15 protein-coding genes are annotated in these 21,479 nt (G+C 51.5%); 12 read left to right on the top strand and 3 right to left on the bottom strand.

Annotated elements, in window-relative coordinates:
- The first annotated feature begins 2 nt into the window (after nt 1-2).
- From C557_RS0105220 to C557_RS0105230, 3 genes are read left to right on the top strand one after another with little or no spacing between them, the layout of a single operon-like run.
- Entirely contained in the window at nt 3-1,352 is a 1,350-nt protein-coding gene (locus tag C557_RS0105220; protein WP_018750781.1) for an ATP-binding protein, read from the top strand.
- Nucleotides 1,349-3,538 carry a DEAD/DEAH box helicase gene (locus C557_RS0105225; protein WP_018750782.1) on the top strand — a complete coding sequence of 730 codons (2,190 nt, stop codon included), beginning with the start codon at nt 1,349-1,351 and terminating at the stop codon, nt 3,536-3,538. Before C557_RS0105220 ends, C557_RS0105225 begins: the two co-directional genes overlap by 4 nt.
- 37 nt (nt 3,539-3,575) lie before the next feature.
- Nucleotides 3,576-4,223, top strand: a complete 648-nt coding sequence (locus tag C557_RS0105230; RefSeq protein ID WP_018750783.1) for a pentapeptide repeat-containing protein — start codon at nt 3,576-3,578, stop codon at nt 4,221-4,223.
- A gap of 85 nt (nt 4,224-4,308) precedes the next feature.
- Here C557_RS0105230 and C557_RS0105235 read toward each other — a convergent pair whose 3' ends face one another.
- The gene (locus tag C557_RS0105235) at nt 4,309-5,553 is read right to left on the bottom strand and encodes an RICIN domain-containing protein (protein WP_018750784.1); all 1,245 of its coding nucleotides are present in this window, start codon (nt 5,551-5,553) and stop codon (nt 4,309-4,311) included.
- 245 nt (nt 5,554-5,798) lie between these two features.
- On the opposite strand from C557_RS0105235, the gene C557_RS0105240 reads away from it, so the two are divergent.
- The 9 genes from C557_RS0105240 to C557_RS0105285 all read left to right on the top strand — a co-directional run bounded on the left by C557_RS0105240 (nt 5,799) and on the right by C557_RS0105285 (nt 17,508).
- Complete coding sequence (locus C557_RS0105240; RefSeq protein WP_018750785.1) at nt 5,799-6,368, top strand: GNAT family N-acetyltransferase; 570 nt, start codon at nt 5,799-5,801, stop codon at nt 6,366-6,368.
- An 11-nt stretch (nt 6,369-6,379) separates the two neighbouring features.
- The gene (locus C557_RS23000) at nt 6,380-6,811 is read left to right on the top strand and encodes a VanZ family protein (RefSeq protein WP_018750786.1); all 432 of its coding nucleotides are present in this window, start codon (nt 6,380-6,382) and stop codon (nt 6,809-6,811) included.
- A gap of 213 nt (nt 6,812-7,024) precedes the next feature.
- Nucleotides 7,025-7,723, top strand: coding sequence for a YjjG family noncanonical pyrimidine nucleotidase (locus C557_RS0105250; protein ID WP_026263311.1), 699 nt, complete (start codon nt 7,025-7,027; stop codon nt 7,721-7,723).
- Between the two features lie 38 nt (nt 7,724-7,761).
- Complete coding sequence (locus tag C557_RS25595) at nt 7,762-8,160, top strand: zinc ribbon domain-containing protein (protein ID WP_018750788.1); 399 nt, start codon at nt 7,762-7,764, stop codon at nt 8,158-8,160.
- Between the two features lie 84 nt (nt 8,161-8,244).
- Complete coding sequence (locus C557_RS0105260; protein WP_018750789.1) at nt 8,245-10,242, top strand: alpha/beta hydrolase family protein; 1,998 nt, start codon at nt 8,245-8,247, stop codon at nt 10,240-10,242.
- Between the two features lie 203 nt (nt 10,243-10,445).
- Nucleotides 10,446-10,949, top strand: a complete 504-nt coding sequence (locus C557_RS0105265) for a GNAT family N-acetyltransferase (RefSeq protein WP_018750790.1) — start codon at nt 10,446-10,448, stop codon at nt 10,947-10,949.
- Between the two features lie 159 nt (nt 10,950-11,108).
- Nucleotides 11,109-13,910 (top strand): glycoside hydrolase family 3 C-terminal domain-containing protein, encoded by a 2,802-nt coding sequence (locus C557_RS0105275; RefSeq protein WP_018750792.1) that lies wholly within the window; start codon nt 11,109-11,111, stop codon nt 13,908-13,910.
- A gap of 135 nt (nt 13,911-14,045) precedes the next feature.
- Nucleotides 14,046-15,188, top strand: a complete 1,143-nt coding sequence (locus C557_RS24055) for a DUF4349 domain-containing protein (RefSeq protein ID WP_018750793.1) — start codon at nt 14,046-14,048, stop codon at nt 15,186-15,188.
- Nucleotides 15,189-15,312: 124 nt separating this feature from the next.
- Nucleotides 15,313-17,508: an alpha-galactosidase gene (locus tag C557_RS0105285; RefSeq protein WP_018750794.1), complete on the top strand. Its 2,196-nt coding sequence runs from the start codon at nt 15,313-15,315 to the stop codon at nt 17,506-17,508.
- Nucleotides 17,509-17,613: 105 nt separating this feature from the next.
- Here C557_RS0105285 and C557_RS0105290 read toward each other — a convergent pair whose 3' ends face one another.
- Together C557_RS0105290 and C557_RS0105295 are read right to left on the bottom strand one after the other, a co-directional pair.
- Nucleotides 17,614-18,864: a methyl-accepting chemotaxis protein gene (locus C557_RS0105290; protein ID WP_018750795.1), complete on the bottom strand. Its 1,251-nt coding sequence runs from the start codon at nt 18,862-18,864 to the stop codon at nt 17,614-17,616.
- Between the two features lie 135 nt (nt 18,865-18,999).
- Nucleotides 19,000-21,441: a glycoside hydrolase family 94 protein gene (locus C557_RS0105295; RefSeq protein WP_018750796.1), complete on the bottom strand. Its 2,442-nt coding sequence runs from the start codon at nt 21,439-21,441 to the stop codon at nt 19,000-19,002.
- Between the last annotated feature and the right edge of the window lie 38 nt (nt 21,442-21,479).

Raw genomic sequence — 21,479 nt, forward strand, 5'->3', positions numbered from 1 at the left:
GAATGAAATCCATGCAGATACCCAAGCGGCTGACAACAGCGCTGGTTCACTCCTTGACAGCGGGCGTCGTTCCCCGCATAGGACTGGAGCATATTGCGGTTGGCCGCAAATTGGAGGTCTCGTCCATTCTGGAGGATATGGACAATATTGCTGAAGGCGGGGCTGCGTTCCGCCTCATTACGGGACGTTATGGAAGCGGTAAGAGCTTCCTGCTCCAAATGATAAGAAATTATGCGATGGACCGTGAGTTCGTGGTGGCAGATGCCGACTTATCCCCCGAACGCAGGCTGGTCGGAACGAAAGGACAAGGTCTGGCCACCTACCGCGAACTAATGATGCACTTGTCCACCCGGACCAGACCGGATGGAGGAGCGCTGGAGATCATGCTGCAGCGGTGGATTGCCAAATTGCAGCAAGAAGAGATGCAAGCCTCCGGACTAGCACCGGGCGACTCCCAGCTTCACGCTGCGGTAGAGCTGCGGATTTATGCGGTGGTGAACGAATTGCAAAATCTGGTGCACGGCTTTGATTTTGCCAAGGTGCTCGCCGCCTATTGGTCCGGCTACAAGCTGGGTGACGATGATCTCAAGGCAGCGGCACTGCGCTGGCTGCGCGGGGAGCTGCCTACGAAGACGGAGGCGCGCCGGGAGCTGGGTGTCGGCGTGATTATCGATGACGATAACTGGTACGATTATATGAAGCTTTGGGGCGAGTTTGCGGTGCGTATCGGATACAAGGGCTTGCTGCTCTTCATTGATGAGGGCGTGAATTTGTATAAAATTACAAATAGTGTCTCCCGCCAAAGCAACTATGAGAAGCTGCTGACCATGTTTAACGATACGATGCAGGGCAAAGCCCAATACCTTGGCATTTATCTCGGAGGAACCCCGCAATTTGTGGAAGATCAGCGGAGGGGATTATTTAGCTACGATGCCTTGCGGTCGCGTTTGATGGATGGGCGCTATAGCAGTAGTGGGGCTCTGCGTTCGTACGCCTCGCCGATTTTGAAGCTGGATATGCTTTCCCATGAAGAGATCATGCTGCTCTTGCAGAAGCTGCGTGACATTCATGCCATGCATATGGGTTATGAGCCGCAGCTTGCAGATGAGCAGCTTATCGTATTCATGCAGGCGGTGGTCAACCGGCTAGGTGCTGAAGAATTGCTGACAACCCGTGAAGTAGTGCGGGATTTTATGGATGTGCTGCATGTGCTGCATCAGCATCCCGAGCTGACATTTGAACAGTTGCTGGGCGAGCGGGAGCAAGAGTATGCAGCATTAAGCGGCCGCAAGGATAAGAATAAGGATTCCAACGATGAACTGGATGATTTTCTGGCGGAGTTTGAGCTATGAGCGGGTCTGATTTGTTTTCCCGGCTGGCGCCGTTTATCCAGGAGTACATCTACCGCAAGCAGTGGGATACGCTGCGAGAGGCTCAACTGGAGTCTGCCCGTGTGCTGTTTGATACACCTCATCACTTGCTCATCGCTTCAGGTACTGCCTCGGGCAAGACGGAGGCGGCTTTCTTTCCAGCGCTGACAGAGCTGCATGATCGGCCCTCAAGCTCGGTAGGCATCCTTTATATCGGCCCGCTCAAGGCGCTGATTAACGATCAATTTGAGCGAATCAACGAGTTGCTGCGGGAGGGGGAGGTTCCGGTCTGGCATTGGCATGGCGATGTGGCTCAAGCCGAGAAGACCAAGCTGATGCAGCGTCCTTGCGGGGTGTTGCAGATTACTCCGGAGTCTCTGGAGGGGCTTCTGATGAATCGCCCCAACGCCATCCCTGCTTTATTTCAGGATTTGCGATACATTATGATCGACGAGGTGCACGCCTTCATGGGGGCGGACCGGGGCATTCAGGTCATCAGTCAACTGAACCGCCTGGAGCGGATGGCTTCCTGCACACCACGCCGAATCGGCTTGTCTGCAACGCTGAGTGATTATGATACTGCAGCTCGCTGGCTGGGAGCAGGGACTCCGCAGCCGGTAGAAGTGGTAGCTCCTGCAGGGGGGAGGAGGCTCAAGCTGTCTGTGGAGCACTTTTCCTTTCCCGATGCCAGAAATGAGCAGGAAGCGGAGCATCTGGAACTGGCGAAGCAGAATTTTTATAACTACATATATGACCACACTCACTTGAAAAAGGCGCTGATCTTTACCAACAGTCGCAGCGATGCGGAGCTGACTACGCTGGAGATGCGCCGGATTGCGGCCAAGCGGGAGGAGCGCGATGTATTTCATATCCATCACGGGAGTATCTCCGCGATGCTGCGGGAAGAGGCCGAAGCCGCTTTGCGCTCAGGTTCTGGTCCGGCAGTGACCGCGGCAACCGTAACGCTGGAGCTAGGCATCGACCTTGGCGAATTGGAGCGGGTCATCCAGCTTGGAGCACCTTATAGCTGCTCCAGCTTCGTACAGCGCTTGGGCCGTTCCGGTCGGCGTGAAGATCAGGCATCGGAGATGATGTTCCTGTGCGCTGAGGAGGAGGACGAAGAAGCTCAGCTTCCCGCGCGAATGCCCTGGATGCTGCTGCGGGCCATCGCCGTCATTGAATTGTATATTCGAGAGCGCTGGGTTGAGCCGATCGCTTTGCGCCATAAGCCTGTAGGGGTGCTGTATCATCAGACGATGAGCATGCTTAAGAGCATCGGCGAGGCCGAACCAGCCGAGCTGGCGCGAGCGGTGCTGACGTTGCCTGCTTTTCGCGGCATTGAGCCGGAGGAATACAAGGGACTTCTCCAATATCTGCTGAAGACCAATCATATAGAGCAGACGGAGGAAGGCACACTGATGATTGGGCTGGGTGGGGAGAAGGTGGTTAACAACTTCCGCTTCTACGCTGTGTTCAAGGATGACGAGGAGCATGTCGTATATAATGGCTCCGAGGAGATTGGCACCATTACCACGGTGCCGCCGCCCGGCTATTGCTTCTCGCTGGCGGGGAAGCTGTGGAAGGTCGAGGAGGTGGACAGCAGGCATAAGGCCGTATACGTCAAGGCCTCACGCGGCAAGGTGGATACGCTGTGGGTCGGAGCCGGGGGAGATGTGCATACCCGGGTCATGCAGAAGATGCGTCAGGTACTGGAGGAACATACACTTTATCCTTATCTCGCTCCCGGGGCGGCGAATCGCTTGGAGAGGGCGCGTCGTTTGGCCCGGGAAAGCGGTCTGCTGCGCAGTCCCGTAATTCCGGCTGGAGGCGACTCGCTGTTCGTATTGCCATGGGCGGGCAGCAAGCCATTCCGCACCCTGGAGCGTTTGCTCAAGCATAACCTGAAGGAGCAGGTGGGCTTAAGGCAAGTAGTGCCTATGGAGCCTTATTATATGGTGATTGCCGGCAAGGCGGGGGCCGATGAATTGCTGAACAGCATTCGTTCCGAGCTTGCGGCAGCTCCCAGCCCGGAAGCGCTGCTTGACCCGGATGAAGCTCCGTATCTTGGCAAATATGATGAGTTTGTGCCCCCCGAATTGGTCCGGCGAGCTTTTGCAACGGATGGACTGGACGTAACCGGTTTGTCCGAGGCGCTGAGCAAGCTATAAAAAATACAGATGTAATCCATCAAAGGAGAAGATAACCATGGCAATAAAATCAAAAATTGTCCTGCCGCAGCTTCCTGTGGATTTAGCTGAAGCCCGGAGAGAAGATTTGCTGGAAGATGAAGATCATGAACTGGTGAACCGGCTGCTGAGCGGTGTACATATTGAACGCGAGGTTATGGATAAATGCATCTTATCCAAGGTGCTGCTGCGTAGCTGTTCCTTTGCCCATACCCGGTTTGAGCATATGGATTTGACGGATGTGGTGCTGGAGAACTGCGATTTATCCAATACGGTGCTGCATCGCGGTATCATTCATCGCGTTCATTTCAAGGATTGCAAATTAACGGGGCTTAATCTGTCCAAGGCTAATCTGGGTTCGGTTACGTTCGAGAATTGCGTGATGAACCTGAGCGATTTGGCCGAGGCAGCGCTCAAGCAAGTGCGCTTTGCGGCGTGCTCGCTACAGCATGCCAATTTCTATGGCAGCAAGCTGAAGGACATAAAGTTTGAAGAATGCCAACTAAATGAGGCCGATTTCAATGAAACGTCGCTGAAAGGCATTGATATCAGCACCTGCACTTATGAGCGAATAGATATCCCGGTGCGGGCATTGGCTGGCTGTACGGTATCTCCCGAGCAAGCGATTGGCTTCTCCAAGCTGCTGGGGTTGAACATCAAGGATTAACAGTTCAGTTCTAAGTACGACATCATACCTTTCTTACCCATGACAAATAGGGACGGAACCCTTCCGCCCCTATTTGTGCATCAGCTTAGTTCACCTTGGTGAGCCGCCATCTTTGGGCATCCGTGCCGTTGTCCGTCCATTGCTGCACGACCGCACCGTTGGCAGTTGAAGAACTCGACACATCCATAACGAGTCCACTGGCTTTGGAGACCAGCTTGTAGTAACCTCCGCCTGCATCAACAATTTTCCATCGCTGTGCATCGGTGCCATGGTCGATAACTTGCTGGAGCTGAACGCCACGCTCCGTGGTGCCATATGGCACATCAACGACCAGCCCGCTGTGCATGGCGGTCAGCTTGTAGTAGCCATCGCCCATATGATCCACACGGAAGCGCTGATTGTTGGCGTTATTAGAGGTCCATTGGTGCAATTTGGCGCCATCGGCGGTGGAACTGCTTACGACATCAAGCACTTTGCCGCTGACCTTGGAGGTCAACGTATAGACCGCTCCGCTCTCAATACCTTGGCCTGGTGAGGCTTGATCCTGATATACTCTCACATAATCGACCAGCATTTGCGCCGGGAATGCAGTAGAGCTATTCGGGCTGCCCGGCCAGTTGCCACCAACGGCCAAATTCAGCAGGATAAAAAATGATTTCTGGAATTCTTCGGTATTTCCAACACCATTTGCAATGAGAATTTCATTGTATTGAACGCCATCAACGAACCAGCGAATATAGTTGGCGTCCCATTCTATGCTGTATACATGGAATTGTGAAAAGTCGAGATTGCCCGAGGTCCGGCCGAAGTCGGCATGGCCTCCTGCGTCCCAGTGTACTGTTCCGTGGACGTAGGGGTCATGATTGATGTGCTCCATGATATCAATCTCGCCACAGTAAGGCCACCCCACCGAGCTGATATTGTCACCCAGCATCCAGAAGGCAGGCCAGATGCCTTGTCCGGTAGGAATTTTAATACGGGCTTCAATTTTGCCGTATTTGAAGCTCTTTAATCCTTGAGTTTTGATGCGCGCGGAAGTGTAATTCATGCCTCCATAGTTTTCCTTCTGTGCGGTAATGACAAGATTGCCGCCGGTAACCCGGAGGTTTTGTGAGCGGTTGGTATAATACTGAAGCTCATTATTCCCCCAACCCGATGATCCTGTGCCGATTTCGGCGGTCCAATTGGAGCTATTTAACGAAGAGCCGTTAAATTCATCAGACCAGACCAAGTTCCAGTTGGCCGCATTCGCCGTACCAGCGGGTGGTATAAAGGCGATCAGAAGTGTGAAGAGCAGAAATAGGTAGAGAGGTTTACTACATTTCAGCATTATGCATTCGCTCCTTTAATAGAGTGGGCCTTGCATCCTTCTCTTTTCCTGCTTGCCTGCCGCATGAATATCAAATTTGAAAATATTGACAAATGAAAGAAAAAATGATAGCGCTATCGAATATAGATTACCATTTTGTGATATCATTTACAATTATATTCTTCTCTATTTCGAACATTTTTACATAGATTATGAGTGCTGATAAAGGTGTATAATGAATCAAAAATTACAAGGGGGTATTATGAATGAAATATTTTAAGAAGCTGGTGGGAGAGCAGGTCTATCTTTCTCCAGTCAATCCGGAAGATGTGGAGAGGTATACGGAGTGGCTTAATAATCTTTCTACGACGGTTAAGCTAGGGATGTCCAGAGAGGTATTCGGGCTGCGGCGAGAGCAGGAGATATTAAATGATATGGCCAAGGAGGGACATCATTTCGCGATTGTCTCCCTACAGACCAATGAGCTACTGGGGAATTGTTCGTTATTTTCCATCCATCCCGTTCATCGCACCGCTGAGGTCGGTATATTCATAGGCGAGGAAGCAGCGAGGGGACAAGGCTTTGGAACCGAGGCTTTACAGTTGGTTTGCGAGTATGGTTTCCAGCTATTGAATCTCCAAAATATTATGCTGCGATTTTTTGAGTTCAACAAGCCCGCTCTTCGGAGCTATGAGAAGGCAGGCTTTCGGATCATCGGCCGCCGGACGCAAAGCTACTATGTTAACGGGCACTATTTTGACGAGATTTTCATGGAGATGCTTCCTAAGGATCTGACCGCTTACCATTTAAGCGATACTCTGCCGGTCAAGCCTTGAAGACTTGCAGATTGCCAAGTAAAAAGATAACGGCAGTCCTCCTGACAGGCTATGCTTTATTGCTGGCCTATTGGATGTTGTTTGGCTTTGGCAGGACGACGCAGGCGTCTTATATGTACAATGTGCTGCCTTTTCATACGATATTCCAGTTCTTTGGGCGTCGGGATTTCCTGTCAAGCAGCTGGCTGATTAATATCGTGGGGAATGTCGGTGTATTCGTTCCTTTTGGCATCGGCTTGCTCGTTCTGTGTAACGGGAGACTGCGGCTAGCGCTCCCCCTGTTCCTGCTTGGGGTGCTTGTCCTGGAATTGCTACAGCTTGTCCTGAGAAGAGGCAGCTTTGACGTGGACGATTTTATGCTGAACACAGCCGGCTTTTTGCTGGGGTATGCGCTGTTCAACCAGCTTCCATGGCTTCGTGGACAACAAAAACAAAAGGAGTGAGCATCTATTCCACAGCCAGCATAGTCGCGAGGAGATTAGGCCCGCCTATCGCATAAAGCGCTTTGGCAGGCCTTTTTGGTGTTGCCTTAAATCCATATCTCTGAATTAAGCATTTACTTCATATCGTATTTTGCCTAAGATTGAGGGAGTTGAAGCAAAAAGAGAGCCGGATTTGGTTTTATGAGGCATAGGATGGGAACAGGGGGCATTCATTTGACATATACACATCTTTTATTTGACGCCGACGATACGTTGTTTGATTATCCGAAGGCGGAGAGCAGCGCTCTGTTAGGCACGCTGGAATACGAGGGGCTGCCCGGTACGGTAGAGGTGATGGAAGCTTATCAAATCATTAACCAGCAGCTTTGGCGGGAGTTTGAACAGGGTACAGTGACATTGGCATCCCTAAGAACAGAACGTTTTGCTCGTTTGTTCACACAGCTTGGATGGAAGACACGTTCCGAGGTGGAGCTAATCAGTGAATACTATCTGGATCGGCTGGGAGAGGGACATGATCTGATCGACGGCGCTTATGATATTTGCTCAACGTTAACCCGGTCCGGGTATCGCTTGTCCATTATCACCAATGGGATCAAAAAGGTGCAGACGAGCCGTATTGCCAAATCGGCACTGAACGGAATGTTTGAGCAGATTATCGTATCTGAGGACACCGAGTATCAGAAGCCGCATCCGGGTATCTTCGACTACGCTTTCAGCAAGCTGGGTATCGCCGATAAGAGCCAGGTCATGATTATTGGAGATTCCTTGACCTCAGACATGCAGGGCGGCATCAATTATGGTATCGACACCTGCTGGTTCAATCCCCAAGGCAAGCCCAATACACTTGGGCTGCAACCCACCTATCAAATCCGCAGTTTGGCTGAAATAACGGCCTTGGTCGCATCATGCTAACGGAAGGCCGTAAATGATTGATGTAGGAGGCGGTGTGCGTGATTCATTGTCCATGGTGCGGAGAACAGGTCATCCTGATTGACGGCGTGTGTCCGGATTGCAAGCATGAGGTATTGCCGGAGCATCTGGAGGGCAAGCCAGGGCCCGAGGTGGAGCCTGGTTTGTCCGAGTCTACCCGGGTGAAGGAGCATTTTGATTTGCCGGTCGTGCTGCAACATCGGTTCAAGTGTGTCAAGTGCGGCAGCCGGGACAGCTCTGTAGAGGAAGTATCTATGGCAGGGGCGGGGCTTAGCAAGCTGCTTGATATCCAGCATCATCATTACCTGCTCGTATCCTGCCTTCATTGTGGGTATGTTGAGATGTACAACCCCGATGTATTGAAAGGACATACAACGGGCAAATTTTCCACTATTCTGGACATTCTATTTGGCCGATAGAGACCTTCATTTCACGATGACTTCTGTTGTTCTATAACCAGTCGTAGTAAAATGGGGGAAATCGGAAAAAAAGGAGTTGTCAGGATGTTTCTGCTGCAAGCGGATGATTTCACCAGGTATCAATTTTTATCGGGCGTGGAGCTTTCTCCAAACGGCAAGTATGCCGCCTATTGCGTAAAGACGAGTAATAAAGAGAAAAAGGGTTACTTATCTGACCTATGGATTAGCGAAGTCTCGGGCGATACAGTGAAGCAGTACACGGGGATGGGGGATTTGGGAACCTTTCGTTGGCTGGACGATGACACCTTGTTTATCCAGGCCAACCGGGAGCACGAAGACAAAACCCCTCATCCGTTGGAGCCACGGACCCACTTCTACACGCTTAGCTTTGATGGCGGGGAAGCCTTGAAGGCATTCTCCATTCCACTTAAGGTCAGCGAAATCTATCCGCTACGGGGAACGTTGTGGGCAGTCAAAGCGCTATATGATCATAACAGTCCCAATGTGGCTGCCTTTAGTGAGGAGGATAAGGAGAAGGCGCGGCGAACGTATCAAGAAGAACAGGATTACACGGTGCTGGATGAAATCCCGTTCTGGCATAATGGAGAGGGGATCTCCAACAAGAAGCGCCATCGTGTTTATTTGTTTGATGCTGCGGATGAGCACCTGACGCCACTTACGGGGGAATGGTTCGATACCGTCTCGTTGAAGGTTAGTGAGGATAAGAAGCGCATTTTGTTCACCGGGCAGGAATTCTCCAATAAAATGAAGCTCACCGACTCGCTGTGGACCTATGATATCGAACAGGGACGGCTGGAGGAGCGGATTCCTGTTGGGACCTACCAGTTCCGCACGGCTGACTTTCTGGGAGCGGATATCGTGTTTGTCGCCTCGGAATGCCGCAAATATGCGATTAACGAGAATCCATCCTTTTTCCGACTGAAATCGGATGGGGAGATCATTCGCTTTGCTGACCCTGATCTTTCTGTAGGCAATAGCGTAGGCACGGATTGTCGTCTAGGGGCAGGCCGAGGTGTGGCGGTTACGGAGCAAGGAGTGTACTGTATCGTCACAGACCGGTATTGCTCCAGGCTGTGCCGCATAGCGTACGATGGCAGTGTGAAGTTTGTGAGCCGCCGAGAGGGGGCCATAGACTGCTTTGCCATGAATGGTGATGGCACTCTGGTGTTTGTCGGAATGCGAGAGCAGGGACTTCAAGAGCTTTACAGACTGGAATTGCATTCGGGCGAGGAGACTCCACTTAGCAGGTTCAACGAATCGGTACTGGAGAATAAGTACGTTGCGGTGCCGCAGCCGCTGACCTGGGTGAATCGCGATGCAGTAGAGCTTGATGGCTGGGTGCTTCTGCCTAAGGATTACGACCCGGAGCGCCGCTATCCGGCCATACTGAACATTCATGGCGGACCCAAGTCTGTTTATGGCACATTGTATGTTCATGAAATGCAGCTTTGGGCCAATGAAGGTTATGTTGTACTGTTCTGCAATCCTCGGGGCGGGGACGGACGGGGCGATGATTTTGCCGATATTCGTGGCCGTTATGGAACAATCGATTACGAGGATATCATGGAATTCACCGACCGGGTGCTGGAGGCTTATCCAGCGATTGATCCGCGTAGAGTAGGCGTGACCGGGGGCAGCTACGGAGGCTTTATGACGAACTGGATTATCGGGCATACAGACCGCTTTGCCGCCGCCGTTTCTCAGCGTTCAGTCTCCAACTGGATATCGATATGCTGCACGACGGATATCGGGTACTATTTTGCCACAGAGCAGACCGCCTCAAGCCCTTGGGATGGAGTGGAGCGTATGTGGGAGCAATCACCGCTCAAATATGCCGATCGGGTACGAACGCCAACCTTATTTCTGCATTCAGACGAGGATTTACGCTGTTGGCAGGTGGAGGCGCTGCAAATGTTTACGGCGCTTAAAATGCATGGCGTAGAATCGCGCTTGTGCATGTTCAAGGGTGAGAATCATGAGCTGTCCCGTTCCGGCAAGCCGCATCATCGAATTCGTCGGCTGAAGGAAATTTCGGATTGGTTTAGACGTTATTTGCAATAGTTCATGTTAATTACATATTTGAATAAAGGGGACCCCTGCCGGAGACGGCAGGGGTCTTATGTATCTAGCTTTTTTCCCTTTTGAGATATGGATTTGTCCCATGATTAGGGCGTCATTGATTTTAGAATTAGGGTAGATTTACCTGTTGATGGCAGTGTATCATAGATTTGTAACGATGTTGACAGAAAGAAAGGATTGAAGCTATGGATTCTTTGCTGATCCGTCCGGCAAGGATGAGCGATATCGATGGAATTCGCGAGGTTGCCGTGGAGACGTGGAATAGCACATATGAAACGATTTATCCGGAGCATTTTATCGCCGCTTATCTGACTCAAGCTTATGCCAAGAGCAGCTTGGAGCAAAGCATCATACAGGATGAGGCTAGAATGGTGCGTAAATTTCTGGTAGAGCTATGGGAGGGAGAGGTTGTCGGCTTCGGCCAACTGTCCGAGCCCGAGAATGGGGCCAGCGAACTGGCAAGGCTATATGTGCTCAAGGAATATCAGCGCAAAGGGATTGGTAAGCGGTTGCTGAATGAATTGCTTCGGCTGGATACAACGCTGGTGGAAATTTATGCCTGGTGCGAGCGTGAAAATGATATTGGTACGGTATTTTATCAATATAATGGATTTGTGTACACGGAAGAGAAGGAAGAATGGTTATTCGATTATCGTACAATCATGTCTAAATATGTAAAACGAATTTGACGGAAATGCTAGATTGGGCGACAATGATTGCAAATATGGAGTGCCGGCGGAGGATGGATTTCATGGATATGGAGAACCCTCAGGGTTTTCCGCGTTCATTTGTGAACGCGCGTTCGTGAAATTTCGCAGCGAGCATCTACAGATGGGAGAGAAGAAGAAATGAATCAATCTAGACTTGGACAACCGTTGGAGGGCTTTGCCGAATACAGCAGGATTGCGGCAGCAGAAGGGGGCGTGCTGTTAAAGAACGAAAACGAGATGCTCCCCATTAGAAATGATGAAGTTGTATCCGTTTTCGGAAGATGCCAAATTGATTACTACCGAAGTGGAACCGGCTCCGGCGGAGCCGTGAATGTGGAATATGTGGTAAATATGCTGGAAGGGCTGCGGGCCAATAATGGCATCACAGTTAATGAAACCTTGGCTCAACGATACGAGCAATGGATCAGTAAGCACCCATTCGATAACGGTGGCGGGGGCTGGGCCGCCGAGCCTTGGTGTCAGGCAGAGATGCCGCTCACCGATGAGATCGTTGCCGAGGCGAGAAGCGTTTCTGGCAAAGCCGTCATCGTCATTGGACGCACCGCCGGAGAGGATCAGGACAATGCGGATACAGAGGGGAGTTACCGGCTTACCGCTCAGGAATTGGACAATTTGCGCACGGTCACCCGGCACTTTGAACGAGTTGCTGTGGTCATGAACGTCTCCAACGTGATCGATATGAGCTGGGTTGAGGATGAGGCTCACCAGGGACATATTCAGGCCGTATTGTATGTGTGGCAAGGGGGAATGATCGGCGGACATGCCGTAGCCGATTTGTTATCCGGAGATGTGACCCCAAGCGGCAAGCTGACGGATACGATCGCATTCCATATTGAGGACTACCCTTCTACAGCGAATTTCGGGGATGAGGCCAAAAATCTCTATCAGGAGGATATTTATGTAGGCTACCGCTATTTTGAGACATTTTGTCCGGAGAAGGTGCAGTTTTCTTTTGGTTACGGGTTGTCCTATACGACCTTTGCCTGGAAGGTTCGGCAGGCTCGCTGTACGGGCGAAGGGGCAGATGCCTGCGTGGAGCTTGAAGTGGCGGTGACCAACACCGGGGAGAAGTATGCGGGCAAGGAGGTCATTCAGCTCTATTATGAGGCGCCGCAAGGGAAGCTGGGCAAGCCGTCCCGCGCGCTTGGGGCATTTGCCAAGACGGGGCTGCTGCAGCCTAGTCAGACGGAGGTGGTTGAGCTTCGCCTGCCAGTCAAACGAATGGCCTCCTATGATGATAGTGGGGCGACGAGCCACAAAGCTTGTTATGTACTGGAAGCAGGAGATTACCAGCTTCATGTGGGCAATAGTGTTCGCCAGACGGAGCAAGTCTGCTTGGCGGGAGAAGCGGCATTCAGCATAGCTCAATTGCTAGTTGTCGAGCAGTTGACGGAAGCGGCGGCCCCTACGGAGGGCTTTACCCGTTTGAAACCGGGCAATCGCAAGGCTGATGGTACTTATGAGCTAGCTTACGAGGAAGTGCCACAGCGAACCGTATCGCTGGAGGAACGCATTCAGAGCCAATTGCCGAAGACAACCCCGGTTACTGGTGACCTGGGCATTCGGCTCAAGGACGTACAGGCTGGAAAGGCTAGTCTGGAGGCATTTGTTGCCCAGTTGACGGCGGAAGAACTGGCTATTCTGGTGCGGGGTGAGGGGATGAGCAGCCCGAAGGTAACCCCGGGAACGGCCGCTGCCTTTGGCGGAGTTGGCGATAGTCTGAGCGATTACGGTATTCCGATCGGCTGTGCGGCAGACGGCCCTTCCGGCATCCGGATGGATAGCGGTCATAAGGCAACCCAGCTCCCTATCGGAACATTGCTGGCTTCCAGTTGGGATGTTCCCTTGGTGGAATCCCTTTACGTCATGGAAGGGCAGGAACTGCTGCGGAATGAAATCGACACCTTGCTGGGACCTGGGATTAACATCCATCGCCATCCATTAAACGGTCGAAACTTTGAATATTTCTCTGAGGACCCGTTGCTAACGGGATGCTTTGCCGTCGCAGTAACACGCGGTATCCGCAAAGGTGGTTCCCATGCTACTGTGAAGCATTTTGCCGGTAACAACCAGGAGCATGCTCGCTCCAAGGTCGATACGGTGGTGTCCGAACGCGCTTTACGCGAGATCTACTTGAAGGCCTTTGAACTTGCAGTGAAAGAGGGCGGTGCTAGGTCGATTATGACTTCCTATAATCCTGTTAATGGGCATTGGGCCGCATCCAATTACGATCTGAATACGACGATCCTCCGGAATGAATGGGGCTACGAAGGTATCGTGATGACGGATTGGTGGGCGGTCATGAACGATTGCGAGAAGGGGGGGCCGGCGGATGCCACCTACACTTCATTTATGGTACGCGCCCAAAACGATCTGTACATGGTTATTAACAATAATGGTGCGGAAATTAATGCCCGGGGAGACAATACGTTGGAGTCCCTGGCTGCCGGCACGTTAACCCTGGGGGAATTGCAACGCTGTGCCATCAATATTTGTCGCTTTCTTATGGATGCTCCGGTATTTGCCCGAGAGCCTAAGCTGTTGAGGGATATCCGTCTCTTCCATCCCTTGGATAAGGCTGGCGTTGCTTCGGAACTGGCGTCAAATGAACTATCTAAGTCCGAAAGTGTCCGTGTCGTTCCACAAGCCGAAAAAGCGACATTTCTACAGGTAGCAGAGGCAGGAGTTTATGGGCTAGTGGTCCGGATGCGTTATGCCGCTTCAAATCTGTCACAGTCCGCTTGCAATTTGCTGTTGAATGGGGAACTGCTGACTACGGTTCAAACGAACGGGACCGATGGGAAGTGGATTGCTGAGAAGCTGCTGCGTTTTGAACTGGAAGCGGGCAGCTACGAGCTGACGTTGGATGAGATCAAGCCGGGGCTGGAGATCGGCTGGCTGGAGTTCAAAAATTTATAAATTGATGTTGACTGGAGCAACTTTCCATCCATGACCTTCGTCAGGTAAGTAAGAGACGTCCATAAATGAATACATAATTCAAGAGTACATACAACAGAGAGGGCGTCCAAACAAAGGAAAATAGGGGGTCATCCTATGAAAGGCTGGATCAGGAAGGTTAGCGGTTGTACAGTCATTGTTTTGTTCGTGTTGTTGCTAGGGGGCTGTGGTGGGGCAAGTAATGACTTTAAGGCGGAATCATCAGCGGAAAATCGTGGTATGCCAGCAGCGGATATGGCTAATGAGGGTTCAAATCTGAATGAGGAATCCCTGGCATCCACCGGTCAGGCCAACGATTCAGGCCATGCAACAGGAGGTGGCGCCGAGGCTGCAGCAGTGGGGCAGGGAGTGGCAGGTATACAAAGCCAAAATGCCACTCTCGATGCGGGTTTGCCTAAAAAGCTGATCTACCGGGCTAGTGTAGTCATGGAAGTCGCGGATTATGCCAAAACGCAAACGGAAATTCGCAATCTTATTGCGGTGAGCGGCGGGTATTTGGTGGAGTGGGATGAGGATCAGTCGCGATATGAATTGGGCGGAAACTTTGTATTGAAGGTTCCGGCTGATGGCTTCTCGACCTTCCTCGACCGTCTGGAGCAGCTTGAGCCGAAGTCTATGCAACGCAATATTCAGGGGCAAGATGTGTCGGAGCAATACGTAGATTTGGAGTCCCGGCTTAAGGTCAAGGAAGCGACGGAAGCCCGGTATTTGAAGTTCATGGAGGCGGCCACACAGTCGAAGCAGCTTGTGGAATACGTCAATGAACTGGAGCGGATTCAGACAGATATAGAGCAGATCAAAGGAAAAATGCGTTATATCGATAGCAATGTAGCTTATTCCACGATAGAAATCCGGGTTTTTCAGCCGGATGCTGCCAAGCTGGCGATGATGGGGGAGAAGCCGGGCTTGCCGGAGCGGATGAAGAACGCGCTGAATGGCAGCATTGAGATGTTGTCATCGCTTGGGCAATGGCTGATCGTATTCCTTGCCGGGGTTTTGCCGCTGCTGGTGATTGCCTCCATTATTCTGGTGCCGGTATGTCTATACCGCCGCAAGACGCGCGAGCAGCGAGCGCAGCGCCGGGCTACCCGATTTACGAGTAACAGACGATCGCTGACTCCTTACTCAGACCTCGGGAAGCCGGAGAAGGCTGCGGACTTGGGCACTGAGCAGGAAGAACTGCCATTAAACGAGTCGAAGGCCGATCTGAAGGACGAATCGGAAGGCAAGCCGGAATAAAGACATAAAAGTCCATGTATCAGATCACTTTATTATCGTTACTCCTCCTGGTTTAAATAGTAGAATGAAAGAGAATTCCAGAACGATCAAAGTTAGATTGGAGAAATTCCAGGAGGATCATGAAATGCCTATTTTCTTTGATGAAGCCAAAGGTCTTTTTCATCTGCAATCCCGACATACCAGCTATTTAATTCAATTGGTTCAGGGCTATGCTGCCCATGTGTATTTTGGCGCCAGGCTGCGCCATGGAAGCTACCTGGACGGAATGCTAACCTTTCAGGAACGGTCTTCCTTTAGCCCTAATCCGGTGCCGGAAGACAAATCGATCTCGCTGGATACGTTACCTCAGGAGTATCCACAATACGGAACCAGTGATTTCCGTGGCCCTGCCTATCAGGTAAGACTGGGAAATGGAACACGCGTGACTGAACTGCTGTACCGCTCACACCGTATTGTTGCGGGTAAGCCGGCTTTGGAAGGCCTGCCTTCGGTATATACGGAGCGTGAGGAAGAAGCGGAAACCCTAGAACTGGAGCTATTTGATCATTATTCCGGCCTGACGGTGGTTTTGAGCTATTCTGTATTTGCTGATCTGGACGTGATTACGAGATCGGCCCGAATTACCAATAGCAGCGATACAGTCATGCAATTGGAGCGGGCATTGAGTGCTTCCGTGGATTTCCCCGATGATGACTATGATGCTTTGTATCTTTCCGGGGCCTGGGCTCGCGAGCGCCATGTGCAGCGGAGGCGGCTGGCTCCGGGTATAACGGGGATCAGCAGCAGCCGCGGCTCAAGCTCGCATCAATTAAACCCGTTTATTGCCTTGATGCGTCCGGATGCGACGGAAGCACAAGGTGAGGTGTATGGATTTAGCCTGGTATATAGCGGCAACTTTATCGCAAGTGCTGAGGTAGAGCAGTTTGGCTCAACCCGTTTATCCATCGGCATCAATCCGTTTGAGTTTAACTGGAGACTGGAAGCGGGGCAAAGCTTCCAGACGCCGGAAGCGGTCATGGTTTATTCCTCCCGTGGCCTCGGAGGTATGTCACGAACCTATCACCGGTTGTATCGTACTCGTCTATGTCGCGGACAACACCGTGATCAGGAACGACCCATACTCGTGAACAACTGGGAAGCGACTTATTTCGATTTTAACGCGGACAAAATTGAAGCCATTGCCCAGGAGGGCGGCAAGCTGGGGCTCGAGCTGTTTGTGCTGGATGATGGCTGGTTTGGACGACGCGACAGCGATAACAGCTCCTTGGGCGACTGGTTTGAAGACCGCCGCAAGCTACCGGAGGGGCTGGCGGATCTGGCTGGCCGAGTGAAAAAGACCGGCTTGCAATTTGGTCTTTGGTTCGAGCCGGAAATGGTGTCACCGGATAGTGACTTGTACCGGGCTCACCCGGACTGGTGCTTGCATGTACCAGGACGACGGCGGACAGAGGCCAGAGACCAGCTTGTGCTGGATATGTCACGCAGCGATGTGCGCGAATATTTATATGAGCGGCTTAGCAGCATCTTCTCCACAGTGCCAATCTCTTATGTCAAATGGGATATGAATCGCAATATGACAGAGGTCGGCTCAGCGGCCAGTTCAGTTGAACGGCAAGGCGAGGTTGCCCATCGTTATATACTGGGTCTGTATGAGCTGCTGGAGCGCCTGACCAGCCAGTTCCCGCATATTTTATTTGAAAGCTGCTCCGGCGGGGGCGGACGCTTTGATCCCGGCATGCTGTACTATATGCCGCAAACCTGGACAAGCGACGATACCGATGGGGTGGAGCGTTTGAAAATTCAATATGGCACAAGTATTGTGTATCCGGTGTCGACGATGGGAGCCCATGTCTCTGCCGTACCGAACCATCAAGTTGAGCGGATCACTCCACTTTCATTCCGCGGCGCTGTGGCCATGTCCGGAAATTTTGGATATGAGCTGGATTTGACCCGCTTTACGGAAGAAGAGAAGGGGATCGTCAAGGAGCAAATTGCGCTATATAAGGAAATACGACACTTGGTGCAGCAAGGGGAATTATATCGCTTGCAAAGCCCGTTTACGGGCAATGAGACGTCCTGGATGTTCGTCAGCCCTGACCAAAGTGAAGCCCTCTTGTTTTATTTCCGCGTGTTGGCTGAGCCAAACGGCCCGCTGCTGCGTGTAAAGCTGGACGGGCTTGATCCTGGCAGAGACTATGAGGTGCTAGGCAGTGGAGAGATATACGGTGGAGATCGCTTGATGCAGGCCGGTTTATCCATGGCCTCGGCGCGGGGTGATTTCAGCAGCCGGATAGTGCGCTTGAGAGCGGTTAGCTTCTAAGCCAATCCAAGCTGAGCGGTATACCACTACACACATCATATAAGATAAAAGGAACCTTGAGACCACGGGAATCGTGGGATCCAAGGTTCCTTTTTCATCACGCTTTTAGAATTTGAAAATATGTATCGTTTTCTGCAGTTGGAATACAGCGTTCTTCATCGCTTCCGTCTCATCGGCCATAGCTTGGATGGAGGTGATTTGCTCATTCATGGATGCAGAGACCTCCTGGGTGGCCGCTGCAGATTGCTCGGTAATGGCTGAAATGTTCTGAATGGCGGCAGAGATGCCTTGAGCACTTTCCAGCATGGCTTCGCTTTCCTTAGAGAAGGCCGCCATCTCTTCGGTAATATATTGAAAGCTATGGACGATATCCTGGAAAATTTGCTCTGCTTCTTGAATCATCCCGCTTTGTTGCTGGACTACCTCTTCATTGATCTTGATGTTATGCTCGGCTTGCTGCACATCCTGCTCAATACTGCGAACGAGTCCAAAGACCTCCTTCGTGGAAGCTGTGGATTCCTCAGCAAGCTTGCGGACCTCGTGAGCGACAACCGCAAAGCCGGCGCCATGCTCCCCGGCTCGGGCTGCTTCAATGGATGCGTTCAGAGATAAGAGGTTAGTCTGCTCGGCGATCTCTGAAATCGTCGCAGTAATCCGTGTAATGCCTTGGGCATTTCTGGCCAGAGCATCGATAGATTCAGCTACCTTCTCCGTAGCTTCGATGTTCTTGCGCATACCGTCGGCCTGACGTGAAACCGACTCGCGTCCGCGTTCTACAAGCTCCAGAGTTTCCGAGGAACGCTTGTTCATTTCCCGGGTAGACTCCGTATAATTGGTGACCTTAAGCTCAATCTCGCGGGTGGCATCCTTCATGCCGCCGACATCCTCCGAAATGGCGTTAGCACCAAGTGCAAGCTCATTGGAGGAATGGGTGACCTGGGTCATGACTTCGATCAACTGTTGGTTCCGATCCGAGATGCTGCGGCTGGAATCCATGACCTTGCGGGTAATATCCGAAGTCTCTTGCAGAATCTTCCGCAGCTTGTCCACCATGCTGTTGAAGGAGCGGTTAAGCTCATCCATGCCGCCGGTTTCCATGATGCGTCCGGTGAAATCACCCTTGGCAATCTTGGCGGAGGCATTGGAGATGTCGGAGAAGGAATCCGTGAGCACCTTCTTGACGTAGTTTGACAGAGGGTAAGTAAGCGCTGCCAAAACAACCACTAATAAAAGACCAACAAAGATATGTCCTAACACGATAAAGACCAGCAAAGCAGGGATAGCGAACAGCGCTGCGACCATGTAGCATGCGGCTGTGATCTTGCGCGCGAGGGGGAGCCGATTAAACCATGACATTGGGATCAAGACCTCCTTGGAAAATAGGTTAATTATACCATTGATTATAGCACCTGGCATGCCAAATGGTATAGAACTAAAAACCCCCTTGAATCAATCGGATGCAAGGGGGACTGAAAGAGAGTTTATGAGATTTTAGCCAAGCACAACTTCAACCTGATGAATGGCGCCATCGCCTGCCGGCTTGATGATATTGCCTTCAATAGATTGACCATCAACCGTGATGCTGGCTACGCCTTTTTCAACATGATTAGGGTTGCTTACCTTGATGACGTAGGTATCTCCACGGAATACGCGAGTGATCTCATAGCCGTCCCAAGCCGCCGGGATGCAAGGGTCAACCTTCAGACCGGCAAAATCTGCTTGCACGCCGAGGATGGCTTGCGTAATAGCTACATAGTTCCAGGCAGCTGTTCCGGTGAGCCAGGAGTTTTTGGCTTCGCCATGACGCACGGCATCTTTACCGGCAATCATTTGCGAGTAGACATAAGGCTCCATACGGTGAATCTCGCTGATCTCCTCCAGATAAGCAGGGGCAATCTTTGCGTAGACGTCGAAGGCCCGGTTGCCATGTCCAAGCACCGTCTCCGCAATCATGATCCACGGGTTATTATGGCAGAAAATACCGGCATTCTCCTTGTAGCCTGGCGGATAAGTGGAGATTTCGCCCAGATTCAAGTAATACTTGGAATATGGCGGTTGTTGCAGGACGATGCCGTATTTGGTATCCAGACGTTCCTCGACAGAGGTAAGCGCCTTGGCCGCTAGACCTTCCTCTACACCGATACCAGCCATAACACAAATGCCTTGAGGTTCAATAAAGATTTGACCTTCTTCATTTTCCTTGCTGCCAATCTTCTCGCCGTAATGATCGTAGGCCCGCAGGAACCAATCACCGTCAAAGCCATGCTCCAGTGTAGTCTTGCGCATTTCCTCCGTTAGCTTGAGGGCTTCGCCAGCTTCGGAATCCAGTCCACGCATCCGGCAAATTTCCGCAAAATCAGGGCCAACAAAGACGAACAGGCCGGCAATAAAGACAGATTCCGCAACGCGGCCTTCAATATTAGCTGTAGTCTGGAACGATTCGCCCGGCTCTTTGGAGAAGCAGTTAAGGTTGAGGCAGTCATTCCAGTCCGCACGTCCGATTAACGGCAAGCCGTGTGGCCCAAGGTTATGCACGACGTGATAGAAGGAACGCTTCAAGTGCTCGAACAGGGTAGCCGTATTGTCCGGATTGCTGTCGAATGGCACCTGTTCCTCCAAGATGCTTACATCGCCGGTTTCCTTTATATATGCTGCGGTTCCGAGTATCAGCCACAACGGATCATCGTTAAAGCCACTGCCAACCTCGTTGTTGCCTTTTTTGGTGAGCGGTTGATATTGGTGATAGGCGCTGCCGTCCTCAAACTGAGTAGCGGCGATATCGAGAATGCGCTCCTTGGCCCGCTCCGGAATTTGATGCACGAAGCCAAGCAAATCCTGGTTGGAGTCGCGGAAGCCCATGCCGCGCCCGATACCGGATTCGAAATAGGAAGCGGAACGCGACATGTTGAAGGTAACCATACATTGATACGGATTCCAAATGTTCACCATCCGGTTCAACTTATCGTCGCCACTGTTGATTTGATACTTGGACAGCAAGTTATCCCAATAGGCAGCTAAATCGCTTAATGCCTGATCTACATCGGCGTCAGTGGCGAATTTCTCAATCATTTCAAGCGCTGGCTTCTTGTTGATGACACCAAGCGATTCCCATTTGTCCTCTTCCGGTACTTCTACGTAGCCGAGAATGAAGATGAGGCTTTGTTCTTCGCCTGGGGCCAGCTTTAACACCACTTCATGAGAGCCGATCGGCGACCAGCCGCTGGCTACCGAATTGGAGGCTTTGCCCTGAACAACAACCTGCGGCTCGTGAAGCCCGTTGTACAATCCGACAAATGCTTCACGGTCGGTATCAAATCCGTCAATGTCGCGGTTCACAGAATAGAAGGCGTAATGATTCCGGCGCTCCCGATATTCGGTCTTATGATAGATAACCGAGTCGAGGACTTCAACTTCACCGGTACTCAGATTGCGCTGGAAGTTCGTCATATCGTCTTGAGCGTTCCACAGGCAAAATTCAGCAAAGGAGAAGAGGGATACCTTCTTGGCGGCCGAGCTTGTATTCTTCACGGTCAAACGGTGAACTTCGGCGTTGTGCCCCAGCGGAATAAAGGCTAATTGGGTTACCGAGATGCCGCCACGTTCTCCAGTAATCGAGGTATATCCCAAGCCGTGCCGACATTCATAGCTATCCAGGTCGCGCTTGACTGGCATCCAGCCCGGGGTCCAGAAGTCATCGTTATCATGATCGCGCAGATAGTAGTAACGGCCGCCGGTATCCAGCGGAATATTATTATAGCGGTAACGAGTCAATCTGCGCAGCCGGGCATCGCGGTAAAATGTATAGCCACCGGCAGTATTGGAAATCAGTCCGAAAAATTGTTCATTCCCCAGGTAATTGATCCATGGATACGGGGTTTGCGGTGTATGAATCACATACTCTTTACGTTGATCGTCAAATGCTCCAAATTTCATGAATTGGACTCTCCCTTCCATTGTGAACGCGCGTTTAT

The organism is Paenibacillus sanguinis 2301083 = DSM 16941, assembly GCF_000374825.1.
GTDB lineage: Bacteria > Bacillota > Bacilli > Paenibacillales > Paenibacillaceae > Fontibacillus > Fontibacillus sanguinis.

Excerpts from the sequence above, each read along its gene's own strand:
- C557_RS0105220 (WP_018750781.1), top strand. The coding sequence starts at position 3 with ATGAAATCCATGCAGATACCCAAGCGGCTGACAACAGCGCTGGTTCAC.
- C557_RS0105225 (WP_018750782.1), top strand. The coding sequence starts at position 1,349 with ATGAGCGGGTCTGATTTGTTTTCCCGGCTGGCGCCGTTTATCCAGGAG.
- C557_RS0105230 (WP_018750783.1), top strand. The coding sequence starts at position 3,576 with ATGGCAATAAAATCAAAAATTGTCCTGCCGCAGCTTCCTGTGGATTTA.
- C557_RS0105235 (WP_018750784.1), bottom strand. The coding sequence starts at position 5,553 with ATGCTGAAATGTAGTAAACCTCTCTACCTATTTCTGCTCTTCACACTT.
- C557_RS0105240 (WP_018750785.1), top strand. The coding sequence starts at position 5,799 with ATGAAATATTTTAAGAAGCTGGTGGGAGAGCAGGTCTATCTTTCTCCA.
- C557_RS0105260 (WP_018750789.1), top strand. The coding sequence starts at position 8,245 with ATGTTTCTGCTGCAAGCGGATGATTTCACCAGGTATCAATTTTTATCG.
- C557_RS0105265 (WP_018750790.1), top strand. The coding sequence starts at position 10,446 with ATGGATTCTTTGCTGATCCGTCCGGCAAGGATGAGCGATATCGATGGA.
- C557_RS0105275 (WP_018750792.1), top strand. The coding sequence starts at position 11,109 with ATGAATCAATCTAGACTTGGACAACCGTTGGAGGGCTTTGCCGAATAC.
- C557_RS24055 (WP_018750793.1), top strand. The coding sequence starts at position 14,046 with ATGAAAGGCTGGATCAGGAAGGTTAGCGGTTGTACAGTCATTGTTTTG.
- C557_RS0105285 (WP_018750794.1), top strand. The coding sequence starts at position 15,313 with ATGCCTATTTTCTTTGATGAAGCCAAAGGTCTTTTTCATCTGCAATCC.
- C557_RS0105290 (WP_018750795.1), bottom strand. The coding sequence starts at position 18,864 with ATGTCATGGTTTAATCGGCTCCCCCTCGCGCGCAAGATCACAGCCGCA.
- C557_RS0105295 (WP_018750796.1), bottom strand. The coding sequence starts at position 21,441 with ATGAAATTTGGAGCATTTGACGATCAACGTAAAGAGTATGTGATTCAT.